The 23,538-nt window shown below is 32.1% G+C and carries 22 protein-coding genes; 11 read left to right on the top strand and 11 right to left on the bottom strand.

What is annotated here, in order from left to right:
- Nucleotide 1 precedes the first annotated feature (1 nt).
- The 5 genes from gltB to V7S76_RS05935 all read right to left on the bottom strand — a co-directional run bounded on the left by gltB (nt 2) and on the right by V7S76_RS05935 (nt 7,348).
- A complete protein-coding gene (gene gltB, locus V7S76_RS05955) occupies nt 2–4,570 on the bottom strand; it encodes a glutamate synthase large subunit (RefSeq protein ID WP_459509146.1) in 4,569 nt (1,522 codons plus the stop codon).
- A gap of 206 nt (nt 4,571–4,776) precedes the next feature.
- The gene (locus V7S76_RS05950; RefSeq protein ID WP_459509145.1) at nt 4,777–5,214 is read right to left on the bottom strand and encodes an STAS domain-containing protein; all 438 of its coding nucleotides are present in this window, start codon (nt 5,212–5,214) and stop codon (nt 4,777–4,779) included.
- Entirely contained in the window at nt 5,201–6,148 is a 948-nt protein-coding gene (locus V7S76_RS05945; RefSeq protein ID WP_459509144.1) for a phosphoribosylaminoimidazolesuccinocarboxamide synthase, read from the bottom strand. The genes V7S76_RS05950 and V7S76_RS05945 overlap by 14 nt, the downstream gene beginning before the upstream one ends.
- Nucleotides 6,135–6,353: a hypothetical protein gene (locus V7S76_RS05940; protein ID WP_459509143.1), complete on the bottom strand. Its 219-nt coding sequence runs from the start codon at nt 6,351–6,353 to the stop codon at nt 6,135–6,137. The genes V7S76_RS05945 and V7S76_RS05940 overlap by 14 nt, the downstream gene beginning before the upstream one ends.
- A gap of 311 nt (nt 6,354–6,664) precedes the next feature.
- Complete coding sequence (locus tag V7S76_RS05935) at nt 6,665–7,348, bottom strand: hypothetical protein (RefSeq protein ID WP_459509142.1); 684 nt, start codon at nt 7,346–7,348, stop codon at nt 6,665–6,667.
- A 67-nt stretch (nt 7,349–7,415) separates the two neighbouring features.
- On the opposite strand from V7S76_RS05935, the gene V7S76_RS05930 reads away from it, so the two are divergent.
- Entirely contained in the window at nt 7,416–8,627 is a 1,212-nt protein-coding gene (locus tag V7S76_RS05930; protein WP_459509141.1) for a pyridoxal phosphate-dependent aminotransferase, read from the top strand.
- Nucleotides 8,624–9,364: a queuosine precursor transporter gene (locus V7S76_RS05925; RefSeq protein ID WP_459509140.1), complete on the top strand. Its 741-nt coding sequence runs from the start codon at nt 8,624–8,626 to the stop codon at nt 9,362–9,364. Before V7S76_RS05930 ends, V7S76_RS05925 begins: the two co-directional genes overlap by 4 nt.
- On the opposite strand, the gene V7S76_RS05920 is transcribed toward V7S76_RS05925, so the two are convergent.
- Nucleotides 9,361–10,104, bottom strand: coding sequence for a TrmH family RNA methyltransferase (locus V7S76_RS05920; protein ID WP_459509139.1), 744 nt, complete (start codon nt 10,102–10,104; stop codon nt 9,361–9,363). The genes V7S76_RS05925 and V7S76_RS05920 overlap by 4 nt on opposite strands.
- Nucleotides 10,105–10,464: 360 nt before the next feature.
- Between V7S76_RS05920 and V7S76_RS05915 the strand changes: the two genes are divergently transcribed.
- On the top strand, nt 10,465–12,396 hold the full coding sequence (locus tag V7S76_RS05915) for a BamA/TamA family outer membrane protein (RefSeq protein WP_459509138.1): 1,932 nt from the start codon (nt 10,465–10,467) through the stop codon (nt 12,394–12,396).
- Here the strand turns inward: V7S76_RS05915 and V7S76_RS05910 are convergent, their stop codons facing one another.
- Genes V7S76_RS05910 through sucC form a run of 5 tightly spaced genes read right to left on the bottom strand, consistent with a single transcriptional unit; the run spans nt 12,397 to nt 16,492 of the window.
- Nucleotides 12,397–13,353 (bottom strand): transketolase family protein, encoded by a 957-nt coding sequence (locus V7S76_RS05910; protein ID WP_459509137.1) that lies wholly within the window; start codon nt 13,351–13,353, stop codon nt 12,397–12,399.
- A gap of 10 nt (nt 13,354–13,363) precedes the next feature.
- Nucleotides 13,364–14,221 (bottom strand): transketolase, encoded by an 858-nt coding sequence (locus V7S76_RS05905; protein ID WP_459509136.1) that lies wholly within the window; start codon nt 14,219–14,221, stop codon nt 13,364–13,366.
- Between the two features lie 8 nt (nt 14,222–14,229).
- Nucleotides 14,230–14,676, bottom strand: coding sequence for a thioredoxin-dependent thiol peroxidase (bcp, locus tag V7S76_RS05900; protein ID WP_459509135.1), 447 nt, complete (start codon nt 14,674–14,676; stop codon nt 14,230–14,232).
- 2 nt (nt 14,677–14,678) lie between these two features.
- Nucleotides 14,679–15,296, bottom strand: a complete 618-nt coding sequence (locus V7S76_RS05895) for a fumarylacetoacetate hydrolase family protein (RefSeq protein ID WP_459509134.1) — start codon at nt 15,294–15,296, stop codon at nt 14,679–14,681.
- Between the two features lie 5 nt (nt 15,297–15,301).
- Entirely contained in the window at nt 15,302–16,492 is a 1,191-nt protein-coding gene (gene sucC, locus V7S76_RS05890; protein ID WP_459509133.1) for an ADP-forming succinate--CoA ligase subunit beta, read from the bottom strand.
- 97 nt (nt 16,493–16,589) lie between these two features.
- Between sucC and V7S76_RS05885 the strand changes: the two genes are divergently transcribed.
- The 8 genes from V7S76_RS05885 to groL all read left to right on the top strand — a co-directional run bounded on the left by V7S76_RS05885 (nt 16,590) and on the right by groL (nt 23,480).
- On the top strand, nt 16,590–17,243 hold the full coding sequence (locus tag V7S76_RS05885; protein WP_459509132.1) for an ABC transporter ATP-binding protein: 654 nt from the start codon (nt 16,590–16,592) through the stop codon (nt 17,241–17,243).
- Between the two features lie 55 nt (nt 17,244–17,298).
- Nucleotides 17,299–18,720, top strand: coding sequence for a tRNA (N6-isopentenyl adenosine(37)-C2)-methylthiotransferase MiaB (gene miaB / locus V7S76_RS05880; RefSeq protein WP_459509131.1), 1,422 nt, complete (start codon nt 17,299–17,301; stop codon nt 18,718–18,720).
- Nucleotides 18,721–18,722: 2 nt separating this feature from the next.
- A complete protein-coding gene (locus V7S76_RS05875; RefSeq protein ID WP_459509130.1) occupies nt 18,723–20,030 on the top strand; it encodes a sigma 54-interacting transcriptional regulator in 1,308 nt (435 codons plus the stop codon).
- Nucleotides 20,008–20,517, top strand: a complete 510-nt coding sequence (gene lptE, locus V7S76_RS05870; protein ID WP_459509129.1) for an LPS assembly lipoprotein LptE — start codon at nt 20,008–20,010, stop codon at nt 20,515–20,517. Before V7S76_RS05875 ends, lptE begins: the two co-directional genes overlap by 23 nt.
- A 1-nt stretch (nt 20,518) precedes the next feature.
- The gene (locus tag V7S76_RS05865) at nt 20,519–21,067 is read left to right on the top strand and encodes a hypothetical protein (RefSeq protein ID WP_459509128.1); all 549 of its coding nucleotides are present in this window, start codon (nt 20,519–20,521) and stop codon (nt 21,065–21,067) included.
- A 5-nt stretch (nt 21,068–21,072) separates the two neighbouring features.
- Entirely contained in the window at nt 21,073–21,411 is a 339-nt protein-coding gene (gene secG, locus V7S76_RS05860; protein ID WP_459509127.1) for a preprotein translocase subunit SecG, read from the top strand.
- A 116-nt stretch (nt 21,412–21,527) separates the two neighbouring features.
- Nucleotides 21,528–21,806 (top strand): co-chaperone GroES, encoded by a 279-nt coding sequence (locus V7S76_RS05855; protein ID WP_459509126.1) that lies wholly within the window; start codon nt 21,528–21,530, stop codon nt 21,804–21,806.
- A gap of 42 nt (nt 21,807–21,848) precedes the next feature.
- Complete coding sequence (gene groL / locus V7S76_RS05850) at nt 21,849–23,480, top strand: chaperonin GroEL (RefSeq protein WP_459509125.1); 1,632 nt, start codon at nt 21,849–21,851, stop codon at nt 23,478–23,480.
- Nucleotides 23,481–23,538 lie beyond the last annotated feature (58 nt).

The following is a 23,538-nucleotide window of genomic DNA, read 5'->3' as shown; positions in this document are numbered from 1 at the left end:
ATTATTTTAAATCAATTTGAATGTCTTTGTAAACTTTATTTTTATCTTCCAAAACTTCAGAAATATTTAAATTTCTACTACTTAACGCATTTTTGAAATCTACTGGAAGAACTTTTTTGAATCTAGTAATAGCTGAACTGAAATTATCTAATATCGATTTTCCCTTTACAGAATTGGTTAATTCAACATGATTATTTAGATACATTAATACGATATTGGAATCCTCCTGGTTTAAATCTGAAATTTCAACCATTTCTCTATTCACTTTTGATTCAAAGTCATTTTTTTCATCAAATACGTAGGCAACTCCTCCCGACATACCGGCAGCAAAATTCCTTCCCGTATCACCAATTATGATTACTAAACCTCCAGTCATATATTCACAACCGTGATCTCCTATTCCTTCTACAACTACTTTCGCACCAGAATTTCTAACACAGAATCTTTCTCCTGCCATCCCAGCTAAATAAGCTTCTCCTGATGTTGCTCCATAAAAGGACACATTGCCTACGATTGAATTTTCTGCCGCAACAAAAGTGGCATCTTTTGATGGATAGACGACAATGGTTGATCCACACATACCTTTACCAATGTAATCATTGGCATCACCTTCAATTTCGAATTTTATGCCCTTAACAGAAAATGCACCGAAAGATTGACCAGCTGTACCTTTAAACTTGATATTAATCGTATTTTTTGGTAAGCCTTTTTCTCCATAAATCTTGGTTATTTCATTCGAAAGAATAGTTCCTACAGATCTATTAACATTGATGATTGGATATTCTCCAGTTACAATTGTTTGATTTTTCAAACTTGATTCTGCTAGTTTTAATAATTCCCAATCCAACTGATTTTCTAAACCGTGATCTTGATCTTCATTTTTCACTACAGAAACACCTGATTCAGCATTTGCTGGTGATAATATAGGAGAAAGGTCTACATGTTTAAATTTCCAATGGTTTTCCAAATTGTTCATTTCTAACAAATCAACTCTTCCAACCATTTCCTCAATAGTTTTGAAGCCTAAATCTGCCATTATCTCTCTTAATTCTTCAGCTAAGAAATGAAATAAATTCACCACATGGTCTACTTGGCCAGTGTACAAAGCTCTTAATTCTGGATTTTGTGTTGCTACACCTACTGGACATGTATTCAAATGACATTTACGCATCATGATACATCCAGCGGTTACTAAAGCAGCAGTTGCAACTCCAAATTCTTCCGCACCCAATAAAGCTGCGATAGCAATGTCCTTACCTGTTTTGATTTGTCCATCCGTTTGAATCGTAACTCGACCTCTTAATTTATTTTTAACTAAAGTTTGATGCGTTTCAGCTAATCCAAGCTCCCATGGTAAACCAGCGTGTCGGATGGATGAAAGTGGTGAAGCACCTGTACCTCCATCATATCCAGCAATTAAAATATGATCCGCATGTGCTTTTGCAACCCCTGCAGCAATGGTACCGACTCCAGCTTCCGACACTAATTTTACGGAAATTCTAGCCGCTCTATTTGCATTTTTTAAATCAAATATCAATTGAGCTAAATCTTCAATCGAATAGATATCATGGTGAGGCGGAGGTGAAATTAAACCAACACCAGGAGTAGAATGTCTTGTTTTACCTATCCAATCATCTACTTTATGCCCTGGTAATTGACCGCCTTCACCAGGTTTTGCTCCTTGAGCCATTTTAATTTGCAATTCTTTTGCATTGGTTAAGTAATTGGCTGTAACACCAAAACGGCCTGATGCAACTTGTTTAATAGCGGAGTTCATGGAATCTCCATTTGCCATCGGTTCAAAACGTATAGGATCTTCGCCTCCTTCACCTGTATTTGACTTTCCTCCAATTCGATTCATGGCCATTGCCAATGTTGTATGGGCCTCGTATGATATAGAACCAAATGACATAGCACCAGTAGCAAATCTCTTCAAAATATTTTCAGCAGGTTCTACTTCACTTAATGGAATTGATGTTGAATTTTTGAATTTCATCAAACCTCTAAGAGTTATAGATTTATTGGATTGATCATCAATTAATTTGGAATACCTTTTGAAGGTATTAAAATCATTGTTTTTAGTAGCTAGTTGCAACAAATGGATGGTTTGTGGATTGAATAGGTGCTCCTCTCCTCTTTGTTTCCATTGATAAATTCCACCAACTTCTAATTTTGGATGATCAACTTTCAATAAGCTAAATCCAGAAGAATGTTTAATTAATGCCTCTTTAGCTATGGTATCTAAATCAATACCAGAAATTCTAGAAATAGATCCTGTAAAATAACTATCTACTACTTCTTTACCCAATCCTAATATTTCGAATATTTGAGCTCCTTGGTAAGATTGTAAAGTAGAAATTCCCATTTTTGAGAATATTTTCAATAATTCTCCATTAACTGCCTTGATGTAATTATATTCTAACTTTTCATTAGAAAGATTTGAGTCTACCCAACCTTTTTCTTTCATTTCACGAATCGTTTCGAATGCCATATAAGGATTTACAGCAGAGGCCCCATAACCAATAAGGGTTGCAAAATGATGGGTTTCCCATACATCCCCTGCCTCAATGATAATTCCAACTTTCGCTCTTTTCTTAGTTCTAATTAAATGATTATGAACAGCTCCTAAGGCCAATAATGAAGGAATCGGTGCATGGGAAGAATCTATTCCTCTGTCAGTAAGTAAAATGATAGAATATCCATCATCCACTGCATCTTCTGCATAATTACAAATTCTTTCTAATGCTTTTTTTAAGGTACCAGATTCCTCTGATGCCTTGAAAGTCATGTGTATTGATTTGGTTTGAAAATTTTCATGGTCAATCCACCTAATTTTCTCAACTTCTTTATTTCTTAATACAGGCTGCTGCATTTCAATTTGTCTGCAGTGACCTGGAGTTTCATCTAATAAATTGGAAAGGCCTCCAATGTCTGTCAAAAGAGACATAACCATACGTTCCCTAATCGGGTCAATTGGCGGATTAGTTACTTGAGCAAACAATTGCTTAAAGTAGCTGGATAAATGTTGAGCCTTTTCCGATAAAACAGCCAATGGAGTATCTATACCCATAGAGCCTAAGGCTTCTTTTCCAGTTTCAGCCATTTGTGCCAAAACTATTCGGATATCTTCAGTCGTAAATCCAAAAATTTGTTGACGAGAAATTAATTCTGTCCCTTTTGGCTGACGATATTCACTACCAGCTTCTGGTAAATCTTCTACTCTAATTTTATTTTCTTTAAGCCACTTACCATAAGGTTGTTGCTGACAAATTTTATCTTTTAGTTCTTTATCTGGTATAATACGTCCTTGTTCCATGTCAACAACAAACATCTTACCAGGTTGTAATCTACCCTTTGATACTATTGTACTTGGATCTAAATCCAAAACACCTGCTTCAGATGCCATAATTACGTGGTCATCTTTAGTAACCCAATATCTAGAAGGACGCAATCCGTTACGATCTAAAGTTGCTCCTATCATTTTACCATCAGTAAATGATATCGAAGCGGGCCCATCCCAAGGTTCCATTAAGCCAGCATGGTACTCATAAAAGTCTTTTTTATAATCTTCCATTGATTCATTGCCATCCCAAGCTTCTGGAATAAGCATCATCATAACATGTGGTAAAGAGCGACCACTTAGATACAATAATTCAATAGCATTATCTAAAATAGCTGAATCGGACTGACCAAGACTGCAAACGGGCAAAATCATATCCAACTCTTCTTGCGTAAAATATTTACTAGAAAATAAAGCAGATTGAGCTTGCATCCAGGATGAATTACCCTTTACTGTATTGATTTCACCATTGTGGGCAATAAATCTAAATGGTTGAGCTAATTTCCATTCTGGAAATGTATTCGTTGAAAATCTTGAGTGGACAATAGCAAGAGCAGATGTAAAGTTATCTTCAAATAAATCTTTGAAATAACCAGGTACCTGCATGGTAGTTAACATACCCTTGTAGATAATGGTTCTACAAGATAATGAAGCAAAATAGAATTTATTATTTAAACCTGGTATCGTGTCATTTAATAATTTAGAAACAAACTGTCTAAATACATATAGTTTTCGTTCAAAATCGATTTCTGTAGCGCAATTATCAGGTCGTTCTAAAAATAATTGTTGAATAGATGGTTCAGAATTTCCTGAATCTGCACCGCTTATTTCAGAGTTATCTACCGGAACAATTCGATAACCTAATACTTTTAAACCTAATTTTTTTGCTTTTCTATCTATAACTTCTTTGGATTCTTTAATGAGTACTTCATCTTTTGGGAAAAATACCATACCTACTCCATATTGGCCTAATGCAGGAATTTGAAAACCTGACTTAGGTGTTTCCTCCAAGAAAAATTCATGTGGTAATTGCAATAATACACCAGCCCCGTCACCAGAATTTGGATCACATCCACACGCTCCACGATGATCCATTCGAATTAACATTTTAATGGAATCTTGAACAATTCGATGAGATTTAATCCCTTTCAAACTAGCTACAAAACCAATTCCACAAGCATCATGCTCGAATTCTTTTCTGTATAATCCCTCCTCAGCTACTGTTTTCATTATAAAACTATTAATATTCTAATAATAAACTTGAAAATTTAAACAATATTTAATCAATGATTTATTTAATTTTTAGGTATAAAAAATCAGTTAAATCAAATTTAATCAAAAAAATATTTGGCAAATCATTATTTATACAAAATAATCTATGGAATAGACAAATATCACTAAACAAGTAAAAGCAATCTTAATATAATGCAATTTTATTAATAATCATCTGAATAGTCAGAGAAGTTTTCCCCTCCTCCAAAGTCGTCTTCCTCTTCATTATCCGAAAAATCATTCTCCAATTCATTTAAATAAATTGCATCAATTCCCTCTTGTACGGTATTAAAAATCGTAATGTTTTCGATGTTGGCAACTTCTAATCGCTCAAGAACGGGCTCTACTTTTGAAACTATAACAAACAACCCATTTTCATTGGTGCAAATTTTAGTTCCTTTTCGAATAGTAGCAACTCCATAGCCATCTATTTCAGCAATTTTGGAAATATTTAAAATAATATTTGAATACTCTTTTTTAAATAATAAACGAATTAATTGCTCTAATTCATCAAAATTTTCTTGCCCTAAATTGGTATCCTTCCAATCAATAAGAGCATAACTTTCATTTTGTTCTAAATCAAATGGTTTACTTGTTGACATGGTTTAAAAAATGGATAGTATTGTTATAAATTCGATTAATTAAGTCTTCCTGGGGTGCTTTTTCAAATTTCAACCCTGTGATTTCTTCATATAGTAAGATATACCTATCTGAAATTTCTTGTACAAATTCATCACTGATATCCGGTATAGTCTGCCCCTCTAATCCCCTAAAATTATTTGCAATTAACCATTCTCTCACAAATTCTTTCGACAATTGTTTTTGTGGTAATCCTTTTTCAAATAAATCTTGATATGGTTCTTTGTAAAAATAACGGGATGAATCAGGAGTGTGAATTTCATCCATTAAAACAACTTCCCCATTTATCAATCCAAATTCATATTTTGTATCTACTAATATTAAATTTTTATCATTCGCCATTTCTTGTCCTTTTTGAAATAAAGCCAATGAATAAGTTATTAACTGATCCATGATTTCTTTTGTGACAATATTTCTATCAAGAATATCTTTTACAGAGATATCTTCATCATGGCCTGCATGTGCTTTGGTGGTTGGTGTAATAATTGGTTTTTCTAATTTTTCATTTTCTCTTAAACCGTCTGGTAATGGAACACCACAAATTTCTCTTTTACCTAATTTATATTCTCGAGCTAAATGTCCGACCACATAACCTCTAACAACCATTTCGATAGCAATTGGCTCACATTTTCTTCCGAAAGCGACATTGGGGTCAGGAGTAGCTAGCAACCAATTTGGAACGATTTCTCTTGTAGCATCAAGAAAATACTTAGCTATTTGATTTAAAACTTGACCCTTAAATGGTATTAATTTCGGCAATACTACATCAAACGCAGAAATACGATCAGAAGTGACCATTAATAAATGATCTCCTAAGCTATAAACATCTCTTACTTTCCCTTGATAAAATGATTTTTGATTGGGGAAGTTGTAATTACTTATTTTATTTAATTCCATTCGTATAAAGTAAATATTTTTCTTTTTTCTTCATTAAATTTAAGATGGCCATGGCATCTGCATTTTCATCTATTTTACTATTTTGAATAGGACTAATTGATCCTTTTGTAGCATATTTATTTTTAATCTTCGCAGAATAAATTTCATATAGTTTAATTATCGAGTCATTACTATTCAAAATAATTTCCCTTCTTAGAATATTCAAAGACCTATTATTTTGTTTCAATTTCGACCAAATTATAGCTTTTTGGTAGTTTTCCAGCTCGGTTTCAGTCAAAATCTCTTCTAATTGTAAATTTAATTTAATGCCCAATAGAATTTTACAATTTGTGAGATTAGAATTTTCGAAAATGGCCGACTGATGTAATTTAGAAATAAGTAGGTATGCTTTTTTATATTCTTGATTTGTAATTAATTGATTAACCTTTCCAATATTGTTATTATATAGGCCAGAATTATCTGAAATAAATAATTGATAAACTAAAATAAATATGTAAAAATAGGTTGAAAACAATTTTAGATCTTAATTATTTTAATACTTATTAAAATGTCCACAGACATTAATACAATAAGCAAAATTAATAAATAAACCTTCAAATTAAATATAAAATCCAATTTATTGATAAGGAAAATTTCTCGAATCAAATTTTCTTTCTGTTCTATAATTAACTCATCCCCTATTAATTCAAATTTTTGAAAATTTTCATTACTGATCAATGGAAATATTCTTGAATTAATTGTTAATCTTTTAGCATATCCGTTTAAATAACCTGAGGCATTATTTTCTAAAAAAAATACCATTTGATCAGCATTCAAATTGGGAGTAATTTTAGCCGCTATTTTGGTTTTTTCATCGAAAACTGCAATTGAAAAATTATTGCTTTGAGACTTTAGATTTTTTAAATCAGTTAAAACATAATTTTTAAAATTGAGAGAAGTCAAATTTGAATCAAATTGACTTTTTTTAAACACATACAATATTGAATTATTATTTATTTCGGGCTTATAGAATTGAGTATCTGAGTAAATTAACAGATAAATAAAAACAACAGAAATTAAAAGTCTAAATAAGTATTTAAAAAAGAGAAATCCAGATAAATTAAATATTGATTTAGTTATCTTAAAGAATTGTCCATAATTTATTAAAAAAGAAAAAATGATGCCTGAAATTATTAAAATGATTGAATTCAAATCTTCCATTAATTCTTCTTATTAAGTCAATTTAAAAGTAAATTACTATTTTTACAGTTCTTTAAAAAAATATTTAATGGAAATATTAAAAAGTCGGAGACTAGAACACCTAAAATATGAAATACGTGGGCCTGTTTATGAGAAAGCTCTAGCTCTTCAAAATCAAGGATATAAAATCACATCTTTAAACATAGGTAATCCAGCCGCTTTTGGATTTGAAACGCCTGACGAGATTGTCCATGATATTATCGTTAACATTCGTAATGCTCAAGGCTATGTAGATTCTAGAGGCCTTTTTGCCGCAAGAAAGGCTGTCATGCAATATTATCAAAATCTAGGTGTGAAAAACATCATGATCGAAGATATATACATCGGAAATGGTGTAAGTGAATTAATATCTTTGGGTTTAAATGCATTATTAAATACAGATGATGAGGTATTAATCCCTTCTCCTGATTATCCATTATGGACAACTGTTGTTGGTTTGTCAGGAGGTAAAGCGGTTCACTATATTTGTGATGAGCAAAAAGATTGGGCTCCAGATTTAGAAGATATCGAATCAAAAATTACGGAAAAGACAAGAGCTTTGGTAATCATTAATCCAAATAATCCAACAGGAGCCGTATACTCTAAAGAAGTTGTTGAAAAACTAGTTGACTTAGCAAATAAGTATAAATTGATTTTATTTTCAGATGAAATCTATGATAAAATACTTTTTGATCATACGAAACACTATACTGCCGCCGGATTGAATGATGATTGTTTGATTATTACGATGGGCGGTCTTTCGAAAAATTATCGGGCAGCAGGATTTAGAGGCGGTTGGATGATCATGACTGGAGCTAAACATAAAGCAAAATCATATATTGAAGGCTTAAATTTCTTATTCAGTACTCGTTTATGTGCTAATGTAATTACTCAATTTGGTATTCAAACAGCCTTGGGTGGATATCAATCGATTAATGATTTGGTGGCAAAAGACGGAAGGTTATTCAAACAAATGAATCTTGCTTGGGAAAAACTTAATTCTATTGACGGTGTAAGTTGTGTTAAACCCAAAGGAGCTTTGTATTTATTTCCTTCATTCGATTTAAATAAATTTAACTTCGAAGATGATAATCATTTTGTCATGTCTCTTTTAGAGGAACAAAAAATATTAGTTGTGGCTGGCTCAGGCTTTAATTTTAAAGGGAATCATCATTTTCGGATTGTATTTCTACCGCATGTAGAACAATTGAATCTTGCTTTGGATAAAATAGCGACACATTTTAATAATTACAGAAAATGATTTTTCAACAATTTTCGCGGAAGCAAAAGTTATTTATTTTCTTATTTGGAATTTTTCTAACTAATGCAATTATAGCTGAAATTATAGGAGTGAAAATTGTTAGTATAGAAAAATCACTAGGCTTTCAACCTTTAGGTCTATTAACTCCTTGGGGCGATAAATGGGATTTTAATCAAACAGCGGGTGCACTAAATTGGCCTTTGGTATTTATTACATCTGATATTATAAATGATTATTTCGGAAAAAAAGGTGTAAAATTTATTTCTTACACGACAGCCGTATTTGTAGCGTTTTCTTTTTTCATTATCTACATTTCAACTTTATTAGTACCAGCAGATTTTTGGTTAAATGTAAATTCGGATGGCAAAGGATTTAATATTGATTTTGCTTATAGTAAAATTTTTCGTCAAGGTTTAGGGATCATAGCGGGATCTATTTCTGCCTTTTTAGTAAGCCAATTAATTGATGCATATGTTTTTGAAAATATCAAAAATAGAACGGGGAAAAAATATATCTGGCTTAGAGCAACAGGATCAACATTAATTTCACAATTAATAGATAGTATTTTAGTTATTGGGATAGCTTTTTATGTATTTGGAAATTGGACACTAAGTGAGTGGATGAATGTTTCCTTCAATAATTATCTCTATAAATTTTTGATTGCTATTCTTTTCACGCCTCTCTTATACCTTGCCCACTTCTTAATTGAAAAGTATTTGGAAAAAGAATCAATTTAACTTCGTTTTAAGTTATCTAAAATAATTCCTGTTGAAATGGCAACATTTAGTGACTCAGCATTTCCAAAACGAGGAATAGTTAATTTGTGGGTAACGAATGGTAGATTCTCATCACGAATACCCAAGGATTCATTACCCATCAAAATAAAACCATGGGCCGGAAAATCAAACTGATGAATATTTTTTCCATCTAAATAGGCACCTAAAACAGGTATATGTTTATTTTTTTTGAAGAAATCGGATAAATCTGTATAAAAAAATCGAACTCTTTTAAATGATCCCATGGTGGCTGAGATCACTTTTGGATTATAAAACTCAGTAGAATCATTTGAAAGCACAATTTGTTGAATGCCATACCAATCGCAAATCCGAATGATTGTTCCTAAATTACCTGGATCTCTTATTCCGTCTAAAACTAAAGTATATCCAGATTTTTCTTCCCTATATTGATTATTATCTGAGAATTTAGCTACAGCAATTCCGAATGTATTCGTAGTTAAACTTGATAATTTTTGAAGTAATTTGTCATCTATAAAATAGATAGGAATGTTTTTACTTTGAGCTTGACTTAATTCTTTAAACTCACAATTCTCGTTAATTAGGATCATCGATACTAAGAAATCTGAATCCATTAATTCACTAATTCCTTTTTCACCTTCAATTAAAAATAGTTTATTCTCCACTCGTCCTTTTTTTGAGTGTAGAGAATTGATTAACTTTATTTGATTATTTGATAGCATCTTTTGAATTATAAAAATCTACTTGTTATTATTTCTGTTTTTATCCTGAATATCTCATGTACAGGCTATAAAAACTATATTCAAACTGAAACAGTTATCAATAAAATCTCAATAACTGGAAATAACAAACTGGCAAGTGGAGATATTAAAGCAAATATACCAAGTTTAAAATATTCTTTTAACAGAATATTGCCTGCTAAATATTATTTATTTCTAAAATCAAAAAGAAATCTTAATGATTCATTACCAAACAAAAAAAAGTTTTTCACCTTTTTCACTAATTATAATCCAACATTCACTCGTGAATTTATTAGCTCGACTCAGAGCAGTTTAATTAAATACTACCGTAAATCCGGATTTTTGAAAGTTAAGATCCATACAAAGATTGATTCGTTAAAATCAAACAATAAATTAATCAATTCGGAATTTATAATTGAGGAAGGTAATTTGAGCACTTTTACTAAAGTGGATTCATTATTAATAGATAATCCAGTCCTAGCAGAAAATGCCAATGAATATTTAAAGAATCAAAGTGTCATTCTTAAAAACCACGGTTTAACCTATGATATTTTAAAAAATGAAAAAGAAAAATTAACCAATTATTTTAGAAATAAAGGGTATTACTTTTTTACCAATGAAGCTATAGGTTTGCAAATTAATGATTTGAAGGATACTACATTGGAAACAATTAGTTTAATATATAAGATACCTGATTTTAAAGGAACTTATAATAATCGAAACTTTGATCGATTATTCCGCTTTGAAAAACCTTCTTTTTCGATCAATAAAAACCTTCAAAATAATCTTAATTTTAGCGCTAATCAAATTCAAACTAATGAATTGCTACGTTTGATCAATATCAAAGAGGGAGAACTTTATTCCATTGATAAGGTAAATCAAAGTCTTCAAAATATATATTTAACAGATCAATTTAAAGCTGTTTCTGTTAATTTCGATACTACCAAGACCAAGATTTTTCCACAATTCGAATTAATTACAAATGACAAATATAATTTCTCATCTGAATTTGGTGGCAGCATTTTTAGAGGAATTCCCGGTCCGTTTTTAGCTAATTCATTTAAAATTCGACGAATATTCAATTCTTTGGATTACATTGATTTTACTAGCCGAATTGGTTTTGAAGCACAAACTGGTTTTATTAATACCTCTGAAACAAGAAGGAATTTAGAAGTGAATATTGGGACTTCGATCAACTTTCCTACACTATTTTTACCCAAAACGATCAAAAGTAAGCTAGGTGTTATTTTTGCTCCTCAAACTCAATTAGGATTAAGTTATGATTATATTGATCGTCCTGAATATATTCGAACAAATGTTAATCTTTATAATCGATTATTTTGGCGTAAATCACCCAATAAATATTTCTCTATATCTTTTCTTGATTTAAATGTCATTAATACGAATTATCCAGACTCACCTACTTCTAAATCATTTCAAACCTATTTGGAAGAATTAAGACTTCAAGGAAATAATTTATATCGAAGTTTTAATCCAAGTTTTGTATCTAGTATACATTTCAATTATTCTTATCGATCATTTCTACCTAGTAACTCTTTAGTCAATGGAAAAGTAATTTCTCTAGGTTTAGAATCAGGTGGCACTATTTTGAATTTCACCCCAAATAGACGGCTCGATTTTATCGGAGATCTTCTTCAAAGTAATCAAGATTTGCAATTTTATCGGTTTTTACGTTTAACGACTGATTATCGAATTTATCGACTTATTGGTGAATCTAACCAAGCGCAAATAGCTTTTAAAATTAGTGGCGGTTTAGCCTATGCTTATGGTGAGGAGAATGGATATCAATTACCGTATGAAAAGAATTTCTTTATAGGTGGTCCAAGTAGTATTAGGGCTTGGAAACCAAGGCGTCTAGGTCCAGGTTCATATAATGCAGGGAATAATTTAATCGAACAACCAGGAAGTATCTTATTAGAAACATCATTGGAATATCGCTATCCTATCCTTTATTTTCTAGGAAAATTAAACGGTGCATTTTTTATCGATGCTGGTAATATTTGGACTTTTGCCAATGATCAGAATATATCTAATTCGGCGTTTAAATTCGATGAATTTTATAATCAAATTGCTGTTGGAACAGGTTTTGGATTGAGATGGGATTTTTCTTTTTTCTTATTGAGATTAGATGTGGCTACTAAAGTCTTAAATCCTTCGAAACCTAAAAATGAAAAATGGGTTCTCGATAAAACTACCTTAAGTAGTGGCGAGAACCCATTAGAATTTAACATTGGGATTGGTTACCCATTCTGATTATTTCTTTCTAGAAATGGCTTTTAATGCTTTTTCTACGATGCTATTTGCATTTAAACCATATTTCTCCATTAAATCTGCTGGTTTTCCTGACTCACCAAATGAATCATTTACACCTACAAATTCAATAGGTGTAGGATTATTTAAAGCTAATAATTGAGCAATTGAGTCACCTAAACCACCATTAATTTGATGTTCCTCAGCACTTACCACGCAACCTGTTTTAGCCACTGATTTCAAAACAGACTCATTATCCAAAGGTTTAATTGTATGAATGTTTATCAATTCAGCGTTTATTCCTTTTTCTTGTAAAATTTCTACCGCTTGAATAGCCTCCCAAACCAAATGCCCAGTTGCAAAAATACTAACATCTGAACCTTCTACTAAATGGATAGCTTTTCCAATTTCAAAAACTTGATTTTCTGGAGTAAATACCGGGACTACAGGTCTACCAAATCTAAGGTAAACCGGTCCTTCGTAATCTGCAATTGCAATGGTAGCAGCTTTAGTTTGGTTATAATCACATGGATTGATGACTACCATTCCTGGTAACATTTTCATTAAACCTAGATCTTCTAAAATTTGATGAGTAGCACCATCTTCACCTAAAGTTAAACCTGCATGTGAGCAACAAATTTTTACATTTGTCCCAGAATAAGCAACAGATTGGCGAATTTGATCATAAACACGGCCTGTTCCAAAATTGGCAAATGTGGTAGCATATGGAATTAAACCACTAACTGCCAAACCAGCTGAAATTCCAATCATATTGGCTTCCGCAATCCCTGTTTGAAAAAATCTTTCAGGACTATTTTTTATAAAAGCTTCTAATTTTAATGAGCCAATTAAATCAGCACAGAGTGCAACAACTTTAGGATTATGTTGACTTAAATATTCCATTCCAGCCCCAAATCCTGATCTTGTATCTTTTTTCGTTTCGTATGTAAACAAAGCCATTCTTATATGATTAATAGTCTCCTAATGTTTCTTCTAATTGATTTAATGCATCAGTTAATTGCTGATCATTTGGTGCAACACCATGCCATTTATGACTTCCCATCATAAAATCCACACCTGCTCCCATTTCAGTTTTCATCATAACAATAACAGGAGAACCTTTTCCAAGTTTGCTTTTTGCGAGTTGGATGGTCTCTACAACATTTTGCATATTATTACCATCCATTTTCAATACTTCCCATCCGAAAGCTAAATATTTGGCTTCAAGGCTACGATTGTTCATGACTTTTTCGGTCGGACCATCAATTTGTTGCCCATTTTCATCGATGAAGGCAATTAAATTATCAACCTTGTGATGCGGAGCATACATGGCGGCTTCCCAAACTTGACCTTCATTTTGTTCACCGTCTCCCATTAAGCAATAAACGATTGAATCGTCGTTCAATAGTTTTTTTGCTTGAGCCGATCCAATGGATACACTCAAACCTTGTCCTAATGAACCAGATGCAATTCTAATTCCTTCTAGATGTTCATGAGGTGTCGGGTGTCCTTGCAATCTAGAATTTATTTTTCTAAAAGTAGCAAGTTCTTCAATCTTAAAATATCCTGTTCTAGCTAAAACGCTATATAATAAAGGCGATATATGGCCATTAGATAAATAGAATAAATCTTCTCCTTTTCCATCCAAAGAAAATTTAACTTTATCGTCCGATGATGTATTAAGTTTCATTTCACTAAAATACAATCCAACTAATAGGTCAGTACAACCTAATGATCCACCTGGATGACCAGATTGGCAACCATGCACCATTCTTAGGATATCTCTACGTACTTGAGATGCGATTTTTTCTAATTCTTGTGTTTGCATAAATTTGATTAATGGATTTGTGAAGTATGATTTTTCGTATCCACTTTATCTATAATATTTGTAATAAAACCTTTTTCGTCAATAATAAATGTTGTCCTAGCTATGCCCATATAGGTTTTTCCGTACATCGATTTTTCAACCCAGACCCCATAATCATTTACTATTTTTTGATCTACATCAGCAAGTAAAGAAAATCCTAACTGATATTTTTTCTTAAATTTTTGATGTTTTTCATTTGAATCAATACTTACTCCAATAACCTTAAATCCTTGATTATGTAAATTTTCAAGGTTTTCATTCAAGTTACAAGCTTGAGCTGTGCATCCTGGAGTATCATCTTTCGGATAAAAATACAAGACTATTTTTGTGCCTAATAAATTATTAAAATCAATGGATTGACCGTCTGAATCGTTCATTGATATTAAGGGCGCTTTGTCTCCAATTTGAAGTTTCATATCTACTTAATTATAAGTTCAAAAACCTTTTCTTTATTTAAAAATCCTTCTAATTTATCACCTATTTGTACGGGGCCTACACCTGCTGGAGTACCTGTAAAAATCAAATCACCTGTTTTTAAGGTAAAATATTTAGAAATATCTTCTATTAATTCAGAAACCTTCCAAATCATTAAATTAGAATTTCCATCTTGAACGACTTCCGAATTTTTAACTAAAGAAAAATCAATTCCTTGACTTAATAATTCTTCTATATTGTTATTCAGTTTCATGGATGAAACAAAAGCAGATGAATCAAATGCTTTTGCTTTTTCCCATGGAAGTCCTTTATCCTTCAATTTTGCTTGAATATCTCTTGCTGTAAAATCAATTCCTAATCCAATGGCATCGATGTACTTATAAGCAAATTTTGATTCTATGTTTTTCCCAATTTTGGAAATTCTAAAAACCAACTCTACTTCATAATGAACATCATTCGAAAATTTGGGGTAATAAAAATCTTTCCCATTTTCTAAATATGCTGAATCAGGTTTAATAAATACAACAGGCGATGTTGGCTTTTCATTCGATAGTTCCTTAATATGATCTACGTAATTTCTACCAACGCAAATAATTTTCATAACTATTACGCTAATACCTCAGAAACTAATTTAGCAGCATCTTTCAATAATACCGCAGAAAATACTTTCAAACCAGAATTGTTGATAATAGCTGCTCCTTCTTCGGCGTTTGTACCTTGTAAACGAACAATAATTGGAACCTTTATTTCTCCAATATTTTTATATGCCTCAACTACTCCATTCGCAACACGATCGCAACGTACAATACCACCAAAAATATTGATAAGGATTGCTTTGACGTTTGGATCTTGTAATATGATTCTGAATCCAGCTTCTACCGTTTTTGCATTAGCCCCTCCCCCCACATCTAAAAAGTTAGCGGGCTCACCACCAGACAATTTAATTATGTCCATAGTTGCCATTGCTAAACCAGCACCATTAACCATGCAACCAACATTACCATCAAGTTTTACATAATTAAGATCATTGGCGCTCGCTTCAACTTCTAAAGGATCTTCTTCTTCAATATCCCTAAGTACAGCTAAGTCTTTGTGACGATATAAAGCATTATCATCTAAATTAACTTTAGCATCTACTGCTAAAATTTTATTATCTGAAGTTTTAAGTACAGGATTAATTTCAAACATGGATGAATCTGTTTGAACATAAGCAGTATATAAAGATTGGATGAATTTCACCATTTCTTTAAAAGCCTGCCCTGACAATCCTAAAAGAAAAGCAACTTTTCTTGCTTGAAAATCTTGTAAACCGACTCTAGGGTCAATCCATTCTTTAATAATTTTTTCAGGACTATGTTCTGCCACCTCCTCGATATCCATTCCACCTTCCGTAGATGCCATAATTACATTACAAGCTTTTCCACGATCCAATAAAATTGAAAGGTAATATTCTTTAGTCTCTGATTCACCAGGATAATAAACATCTTCACTAATCAAGATTTTGTTTACTTTCTTGCCTTCTGGTCCTGTTTGATGGGTGATTAATTGCATACCTAAGATTTGAGAAGCTCTTTCTTTAACTTCTTCTAAACTCTTAGCTAATTTAACTCCACCACCTTTTCCTCTTCCTCCTGCATGAATTTGAGCTTTAACTACAAACCATCCTGTTCCAGTCTGTGCTTTTAATGCTTCAGCTGCTCCTATTGCATCTTCCACTTTATCTACAACTATACCTTCTTGAATTCTTACTCCGTAGCCTTTTAAAATTTCTTTTGCTTGGTATTCGTGAATATTCATCTGTATAAAATTTTTAAGTTCGTGAAATTACTACTTATTTGCTAAAATTTTAAAAACTTTGCAAATCATTATTAAATTCTAAAAATAAGACAAAAAAATGTTGGAATTAAAAAACATTTCTAAAACTATTGGGACTCAAAAAATCCTTTCTGATATTTCTTTGGAAGTTTTTGAAAATCAACTTGTTTCTATTCTAGGTCCCTCTGGTTCTGGAAAAAGTACTTTATTACAAATCATCGGTTTATTGACTGATTTTCAATCCGGTTCTATATCATTGGAAAATGTTGATTACAATAATTTATTCGAATCAGATCGAGTGTTCATTCGAAATAAAAAACTAGGCTTTGTTTTTCAATTTCACAATTTATTAGGTGAATTTACTTGCGAGGAAAATATTAAATTTCCCTTGTTAATTCGGGGTAACAAAATTTCGGCAGATGAAGAGAATTATTTCAAATTTCTTTGTAACAAATTGGGTATAGAAAATTTAGTAAAAAAACATCCCAGTCAAATTTCAGGTGGAGAACAACAAAGAATAGCAGTTGCGAGGGCTCTCATAAATAGGCCTAGCCTACTTCTTGCTGATGAACCTACTGGTAATTTGGACAATCAAAATGCCGAAAATTTGTATGATCTATTCGTGGAACTAAAAAGTGAATTGAACCAAAGTATCATTATGGTGACCCATAACGAAAAGCTTACAACTAAATCGGATAAAATTATATTTCTTGAATCTGGACAAATAAAATAATTTTCTGACAAAATGTCATAAATTTGTAATCCAAAAGTTTAAGAGTTATTCAAGTATGCAAGATTTAAAGGTTCTGTCAAAACAAGAAATTGAAGGATTAGATTCACCAAAAATATCAACAAATTTTATTTCCTCGGATTTACAAAACAAAGTTTATATAGAAAGCTATGGCTGCCAAATGAATTTTGCTGATTCAGAGGTAGTAACATCTATATTGTTAGAAAATGGTTATGCTACAACTTCCGAATTGAGTGAAGCTGACACAATACTTTTGAATACGTGTGCAATTAGAGATAATGCCGAGCATAAAATTCGACATAGATTACAAACCTTTCATTTATTAAAAAAGAAAAAACCTGAAGTGACTATTGGGATTTTAGGTTGTATGGCGGAAAGATTAAAAACTAAATTGATCGAAGAAGAAAAAGTCGTCGATTTAGTAGCTGGGCCTGATTCTTATAGAGATTTACCTCGTTTACTGAGTGAAACTGAAAATGGACAAAAAGCGATCAATGTTTTTCTTTCTAGAGAAGAAACCTACGGAAATATTGAACCAGTCCGATTACATTCAAACGGTGTTACAGCTTTGGTTAGCATCATGCGTGGCTGCGACAACATGTGTTCATTTTGTGTCGTTCCTTACACGAGAGGTAGAGAAAGATCAAGGGATTTGCCATCTATTATTCAAGAATGTACAAATTTATTTAATCAGGGTTACCGTGAAGTTACCCTCCTTGGTCAAAATGTAGATTCTTACAAATGGAATAACCCGTTAACAAGTGAATTAATCAATTTTGCCAATTTACTAGAAAATGTAGCTCAAGTTGATAAGAATTTACGTATTCGATTTTCAACCTCCCATCCAAAAGACATTACGGATGAAGTTCTTCACGTAATGGCTCGAAATGATAATATTTGTAAGAATATACATTTACCTGCCCAAAGTGGGAATAATCGCATTTTAGAATTAATGAATCGGAATTATACGAGAGAATGGTACTTAGAAAGGATTCATTCGATTCGTCGAATTTTAGGAGAATCATGTGGTATATCCCATGATTTAATTGCTGGATTTTGTACTGAAACGGAAGAAGAGCACCAAGATACCTTGTCATTGTTAGAAGAGGTTAAGTATGATTTTGGTTATATGTTTACCTATTCTGAGCGGCCAGGTACTCCAGCGGAAAAGAAATTAACTGATGACATCGATGAGCAAGTTAAAAAACGTAGGTTGGCTGAAATCATAGATTTACAAAGAAAACATTCGGAATATCGTAATCAACAGTTTATTGGAAAAATCGAAAAAGTACTCGTTGAAGGTGATTCTAAAAAGTCCAAATCACAACACTTTGGCAAAATTGATTCTAATAAAGTGGTAGTCTTTGAAAAACAAAATGAAAAAATCGGAGATTATGTAATGGTTAAAATTGATGATTGTACATCTGGAACATTATTAGGTCACATTGTTAATCAATAAATATGGATTTAAACCAATTTTCTGCTATTAAAGCGCGCTTTGGCATAATTGGAAATTCTCCAAATTTAATGCGAGCTATTTCAGTGGCAGAACAAGTCGCTCCCACCGATATGACTGTATTAATTACAGGAGAAAGCGGTTCAGGTAAGGAGTCATTTTCAAAAATTATACACCAATTATCAAAGCGTAAGCATGGTCAATTCATCGCGGTCAATTGCGGAGCCATACCTGAAGGAACGATCGACTCTGAATTATTTGGTCATGAAAAAGGGTCTTTTACGGGCGCAATTGATAGTAGAAAAGGCTATTTTGAGGTAACAGACGGTGGAACCATTTTTTTAGATGAAATCGCGGAGATGCCTTTAGGTACTCAAGCAAGGTTATTAAGAATTCTTGAAAATGGGGAATTTTATCGTGTAGGTTCTTCAAAGGTTCAAAAAACCAATGTGCGTGTTGTTGCAGCGACCAATTTAAATTTACAAGATGCTATTGAAAAGGGTAAATTTAGAGAAGATTTATTTTATCGTTTGTCAACAGTACCTATCTACGTTCCTCCTTTGAGAGAACGTGGAGACGATATTGAGTTGTTGTTTAGAAAATTTACGACTGATTTTTCTGAACTCCATCGAGTAAAACCTATCATGCTAACTCATGAGGCAAAAGAATTACTTCAAAAACAACGTTTTCCCGGGAATATTCGTCAATTAAAGAATTTAGCAGAACAAATATCAATTTTAGAAGTTGGAGATCGAATTGTCGATGATGTTAAATTGACTTATTATTTAGAATTCAATGAGCCCAAAGTATCCTCCAAAGTAACTAAATCAGATTTCTTTAACCCCAATGAAGGAATTAATGAAAGAGAGATTCTTTATAAGATTTTATTTGATTTGAAAAGGGATGTAACAGAGTTAAAAAAGATTTTGCTTAAAGTCATTGAATCTGGAAATACAAATGCGTATGACATTATTAATGAGAATATGTCTATTTTCGAGGATATTAAACCGAAATTTGAAGATTTAAATAGAAACATAAGTTTACCCCCGCTTCAGAAACATTCACCAGACGCTATTATCGTTTCCAATAATTTTAATAAAAATGAAGGTGTTGAGGATGTTGAAATTTTGGATGAAATCAACTTAAATAATGGTGAAAATACTTTGTCGCTTGAAAAGCAAGAAAAAGAAATTATCATTAAAGCTCTGAAGAAAAATAAATTGAAACGTAAATATGCGGCCAAAGATTTAGGTATTTCTGAACGTACTTTATATAGAAAAATTAAACAATATGATCTGGAGGAATTATCATAAATCATTTCTACTTGTTTTAGTTGTGACAATTGGATTATATTCTTGTTACAGTTTTAAAGGGGCTAGTTTGGATCCCAATTTGAAAACTATACAAATTAGTAATATAAGGATTGAAACAGCTGGAGGACCTACCAATCTAAGCTTAGAGGTAAATGAACGACTTAAAGAATATTTCCAAAGAAATACATCATTAAAGTTGAGTTCTCAAAATCCGGATTTACTTTTGGAAGGGACTATTGTAGGTTATGAATTAAGTCCACAAGCTCCAACCTCTGACGATAAGGCAGGTCTAAATCGAATTAGTTTAAAGATTATGTTTAAATTGACCAATAAATTCAATGAGGATAAGAATTTTGAACAAGAATTTTCTTTTTACCAAGATTTCCCTCAAAATCAGACTTTATCCCAAGTAGAAAAGGCATTAATTCCAAAGATGGTGGATCAAATAATTTTAGATTTGTTTAATAAAATTGCAGGAGATTGGTAATATGAAAAAAGCACAAGCACTTTGGTTTTTATTAAATAAAATAGATCGTAAAAACACCGTTCTATTAAGGGAATTAGATTTAGATAAAGACAAATATCCATTTTTTTATCTGTTAAATTGGAATGAAAAATACCATGATTCTATTTTGAAAAAGGTTGCTTTACAATCTATGGATAGAACCAATTATTATTTTTCCATTGTTGACGCCACAGAATATTCTCCGTATACTAATTATTTAAAGATGGATAATCTGAAATCTTCTAATAATTCACAAAATGATATAATTAATAACTTTTTGCAAAATTTACCTAGTATTTCAAAATCTAAAAAAAGTCCTGATGTTTATCAGGAAGAAATCACGGATGATATACTAATAAACGATTTAGCTAATAGTTTACCGATTTCAGAGACATTTGCCTCTATATTAATAAAACAAGAAAAATTTGACTTAGCAATTCGTATTTATGAAGAATTAAGTTTGATTAAACCTGAAAAAAGCCTTTACTTTGCAACTCAAATTTTAGAACTAAAAAATAAATTAACAAAATAACAATCATGTTTACATTACTTATTTCACTTATCGTATTATTTTCTGCTTTACTAATTGTTTTAATATTGGTACAAAACCCTAAAGGTGGTGGAATTAGTGGTGAATTTTCTTCATCGGGTGCAACTCAAATGTTTGGGGTTCAAAAAACAGGTGATTTAGTTGAACAACTAACTTGGGGATTTTCAGTTGCAATTTTGATTTTAGTATTGGTTACTAATTTTACTATATCAACTGGTACAACTGATGCGATACAATCAATTAATGTAGAAAAAGCTGCAACCAAAACAGTTCCGGCGGCACCTGCTCCTACTCAACCAGCAAGTCCAATTGCACCAGTCAAATAATTAATCTGACAAAATTGCAGTAAAAATATTGTTGGCATAGTCTGTGTATAAGCTATGATTAATTATCTAATAATTAGATAGTATTATTTTATATTAAAAACCTAAAAATAATTAACATGTCAAATTTAAGTATCAAACCCTTAGCAGATCGTGTTGTAGTTGAACCTGCTGTAGCTGAAGAAAAAACAGCATTTGGTATAATTATACCAGATACAGCTAAAGAAAAACCACAAAAAGGTGTTGTCGTAGCAGTTGGAAGTGGAAAGAAAGATGAGCCAATTACTGTTAAAGTTGGCGATTTGGTTTTGTATGGTAAATATTCTGGAACTGAAATTTCTATTGAAGGTAAAGATTATTTAATTATGCGTGAATCAGACCTTTTCGCAGTTTTATAATATTTAACTATTTGATTAATCCGTAAATAATAATTGACAATCATGGCAAAGGAATTATATTTTGATAGCGAAGCTAGAGAAAAAATGAAAAGAGGGGTTGACACCCTTGCAAATGCTGTTAAAGTTACATTAGGACCTAAAGGTCGTAATGTAATTATTGATAAGAAATTTGGTTCACCATCTATTACAAAAGATGGTGTATCTGTTGCTAAAGAAATAGAATTAGAGGATCCTGTAGAAAACATGGGAGCTCAATTAGTTAAAGAAGTAGCATCAAAGACAGCTGATCAAGCTGGAGATGGTACAACTACTGCAACTGTATTAGCACAATCTATTTATACAATTGGTTCTAAAAATGTGGCTGCTGGAGCAAATCCAATGGATTTGAAAAAAGGTATTGAAAAAGCAGTTGATGCAATTGTTACCAATCTAAAGCAACAATCTCGTCCGATTACAACATCTACAGAAATTGCTCAAGTAGCTACTATTTCAGCTAATAATGATTCAGAAATTGGCCAAATGATTTCTTCCGCTATGGACAAAGTCGGTCGTGAAGGTGTTATTACTGTAGAAGAAGCTAGAGGAACTGAAACAGAAGTAAAAACGGTAGAAGGAATGCAATTTGACCGTGGATATTTATCTGCCTATTTTGTTACAAATACTGATAAAATGGAGGTTGAACTAGAAAAGCCTTTCATTTTGATTTCGGAGAAAAAAGTTTCTTCAATGAAGGAGTTATTACCGGTATTAGAAGCAGTAGCTCAAACAGGAAGACCCTTGTTAATTATTTCTGAAGATGTAGATGGTGAAGCGTTAGCAACTTTAGTTGTTAACAAAATCAGAGGAGCTCTTAAAGTAGCTGCTGTTAAAGCACCTGGTTTTGGAGACCGTAGAAAAGCAATGTTAGAAGATATTGCTATTTTAACTGGTGGTACTGTTATTGCAGAAGAAAGAGGATTTAAATTAGAAAATGCAACAATTGAGTATTTAGGACAAGCAGAAAAAGTAATTATTGATAAAGATAATACGACAGTTGTAAATGGTGCTGGATCAAAAGATGATATTACCAATCGTGTAAATCAAATTAAAGCACAAATTGAAAATACAACTTCTGATTACGATCGTGAGAAATTGCAAGAGCGTTTAGCTAAATTATCTGGTGGAGTTGCTATTTTATATATCGGTGCTGCTACAGAAGTGGAAATGAAGGAAAAGAAAGATCGTGTAGATGATGCATTGCATGCTACTAGAGCTGCTGTAGAAGAAGGAATCATCGCTGGCGGTGGTGTTGCTCTTATTCGTGCAATTTCTTCATTAGAAAATTTAAAAGGTGAAAATGAAGATCAAACTACAGGTATCAATATCATTCGTCAAGCAGTTGAATCTCCATTGCGTACAATTGTAGCTAACGCAGGCGGAGAAGGATCTGTTGTAATTAATGCTGTAAAAGCAGGAAAAGATGATTTTGGTTACAATGCACGTGAAGATAAATATGAAAATATGATTGCTGCAGGTATTATTGATCCAACTAAAGTTACTCGTTTAGCATTGGAAAATGCTGCTTCGATTGCTGGATTATTATTAACTACAGAATGTGTAATTGCTGATAAACCTGCCTCTGAACCAGCTCATGGACATGGTCCAGGTGGCGGAGGAATGGGCGGTATGATGTAATTATTTTCGCTTATTTTATTGAAAACTCCTCAAATATGGGGAGTTTTTTTTATTTTTA

Source organism: Aquirufa sp. ROCK2-A2 (assembly GCF_054558485.1).
Note: the sequence above shows the minus strand (reverse complement) of the source record. Positions and strands in the feature narration are given on the sequence as shown.

Excerpts from the sequence above, each read along its gene's own strand:
- V7S76_RS05855 (WP_459509126.1), top strand. The coding sequence starts at position 21,528 with ATGTCAAATTTAAGTATCAAACCCTTAGCAGATCGTGTTGTAGTTGAA.
- bcp (WP_459509135.1), bottom strand. The coding sequence starts at position 14,676 with ATGAAACTTCAAATTGGAGACAAAGCGCCCTTAATATCAATGAACGAT.
- V7S76_RS05910 (WP_459509137.1), bottom strand. The coding sequence starts at position 13,353 with ATGGCTTTGTTTACATACGAAACGAAAAAAGATACAAGATCAGGATTT.
- sucC (WP_459509133.1), bottom strand. The coding sequence starts at position 16,492 with ATGAATATTCACGAATACCAAGCAAAAGAAATTTTAAAAGGCTACGGA.
- V7S76_RS05905 (WP_459509136.1), bottom strand. The coding sequence starts at position 14,221 with ATGCAAACACAAGAATTAGAAAAAATCGCATCTCAAGTACGTAGAGAT.
- V7S76_RS05865 (WP_459509128.1), top strand. The coding sequence starts at position 20,519 with ATGAAAAAAGCACAAGCACTTTGGTTTTTATTAAATAAAATAGATCGT.
- V7S76_RS05930 (WP_459509141.1), top strand. The coding sequence starts at position 7,416 with ATGGAAATATTAAAAAGTCGGAGACTAGAACACCTAAAATATGAAATA.
- miaB (WP_459509131.1), top strand. The coding sequence starts at position 17,299 with ATGCAAGATTTAAAGGTTCTGTCAAAACAAGAAATTGAAGGATTAGAT.
- V7S76_RS05875 (WP_459509130.1), top strand. The coding sequence starts at position 18,723 with ATGGATTTAAACCAATTTTCTGCTATTAAAGCGCGCTTTGGCATAATT.
- secG (WP_459509127.1), top strand. The coding sequence starts at position 21,073 with ATGTTTACATTACTTATTTCACTTATCGTATTATTTTCTGCTTTACTA.
- lptE (WP_459509129.1), top strand. The coding sequence starts at position 20,008 with ATGATCTGGAGGAATTATCATAAATCATTTCTACTTGTTTTAGTTGTG.
- V7S76_RS05895 (WP_459509134.1), bottom strand. The coding sequence starts at position 15,296 with ATGAAAATTATTTGCGTTGGTAGAAATTACGTAGATCATATTAAGGAA.
- V7S76_RS05935 (WP_459509142.1), bottom strand. The coding sequence starts at position 7,348 with ATGGAAGATTTGAATTCAATCATTTTAATAATTTCAGGCATCATTTTT.
- V7S76_RS05925 (WP_459509140.1), top strand. The coding sequence starts at position 8,624 with ATGATTTTTCAACAATTTTCGCGGAAGCAAAAGTTATTTATTTTCTTA.
- V7S76_RS05950 (WP_459509145.1), bottom strand. The coding sequence starts at position 5,214 with ATGTCAACAAGTAAACCATTTGATTTAGAACAAAATGAAAGTTATGCT.
- V7S76_RS05945 (WP_459509144.1), bottom strand. The coding sequence starts at position 6,148 with ATGGAATTAAATAAAATAAGTAATTACAACTTCCCCAATCAAAAATCA.
- gltB (WP_459509146.1), bottom strand. The coding sequence starts at position 4,570 with ATGAAAACAGTAGCTGAGGAGGGATTATACAGAAAAGAATTCGAGCAT.
- V7S76_RS05920 (WP_459509139.1), bottom strand. The coding sequence starts at position 10,104 with ATGCTATCAAATAATCAAATAAAGTTAATCAATTCTCTACACTCAAAA.
- groL (WP_459509125.1), top strand. The coding sequence starts at position 21,849 with ATGGCAAAGGAATTATATTTTGATAGCGAAGCTAGAGAAAAAATGAAA.
- V7S76_RS05885 (WP_459509132.1), top strand. The coding sequence starts at position 16,590 with ATGTTGGAATTAAAAAACATTTCTAAAACTATTGGGACTCAAAAAATC.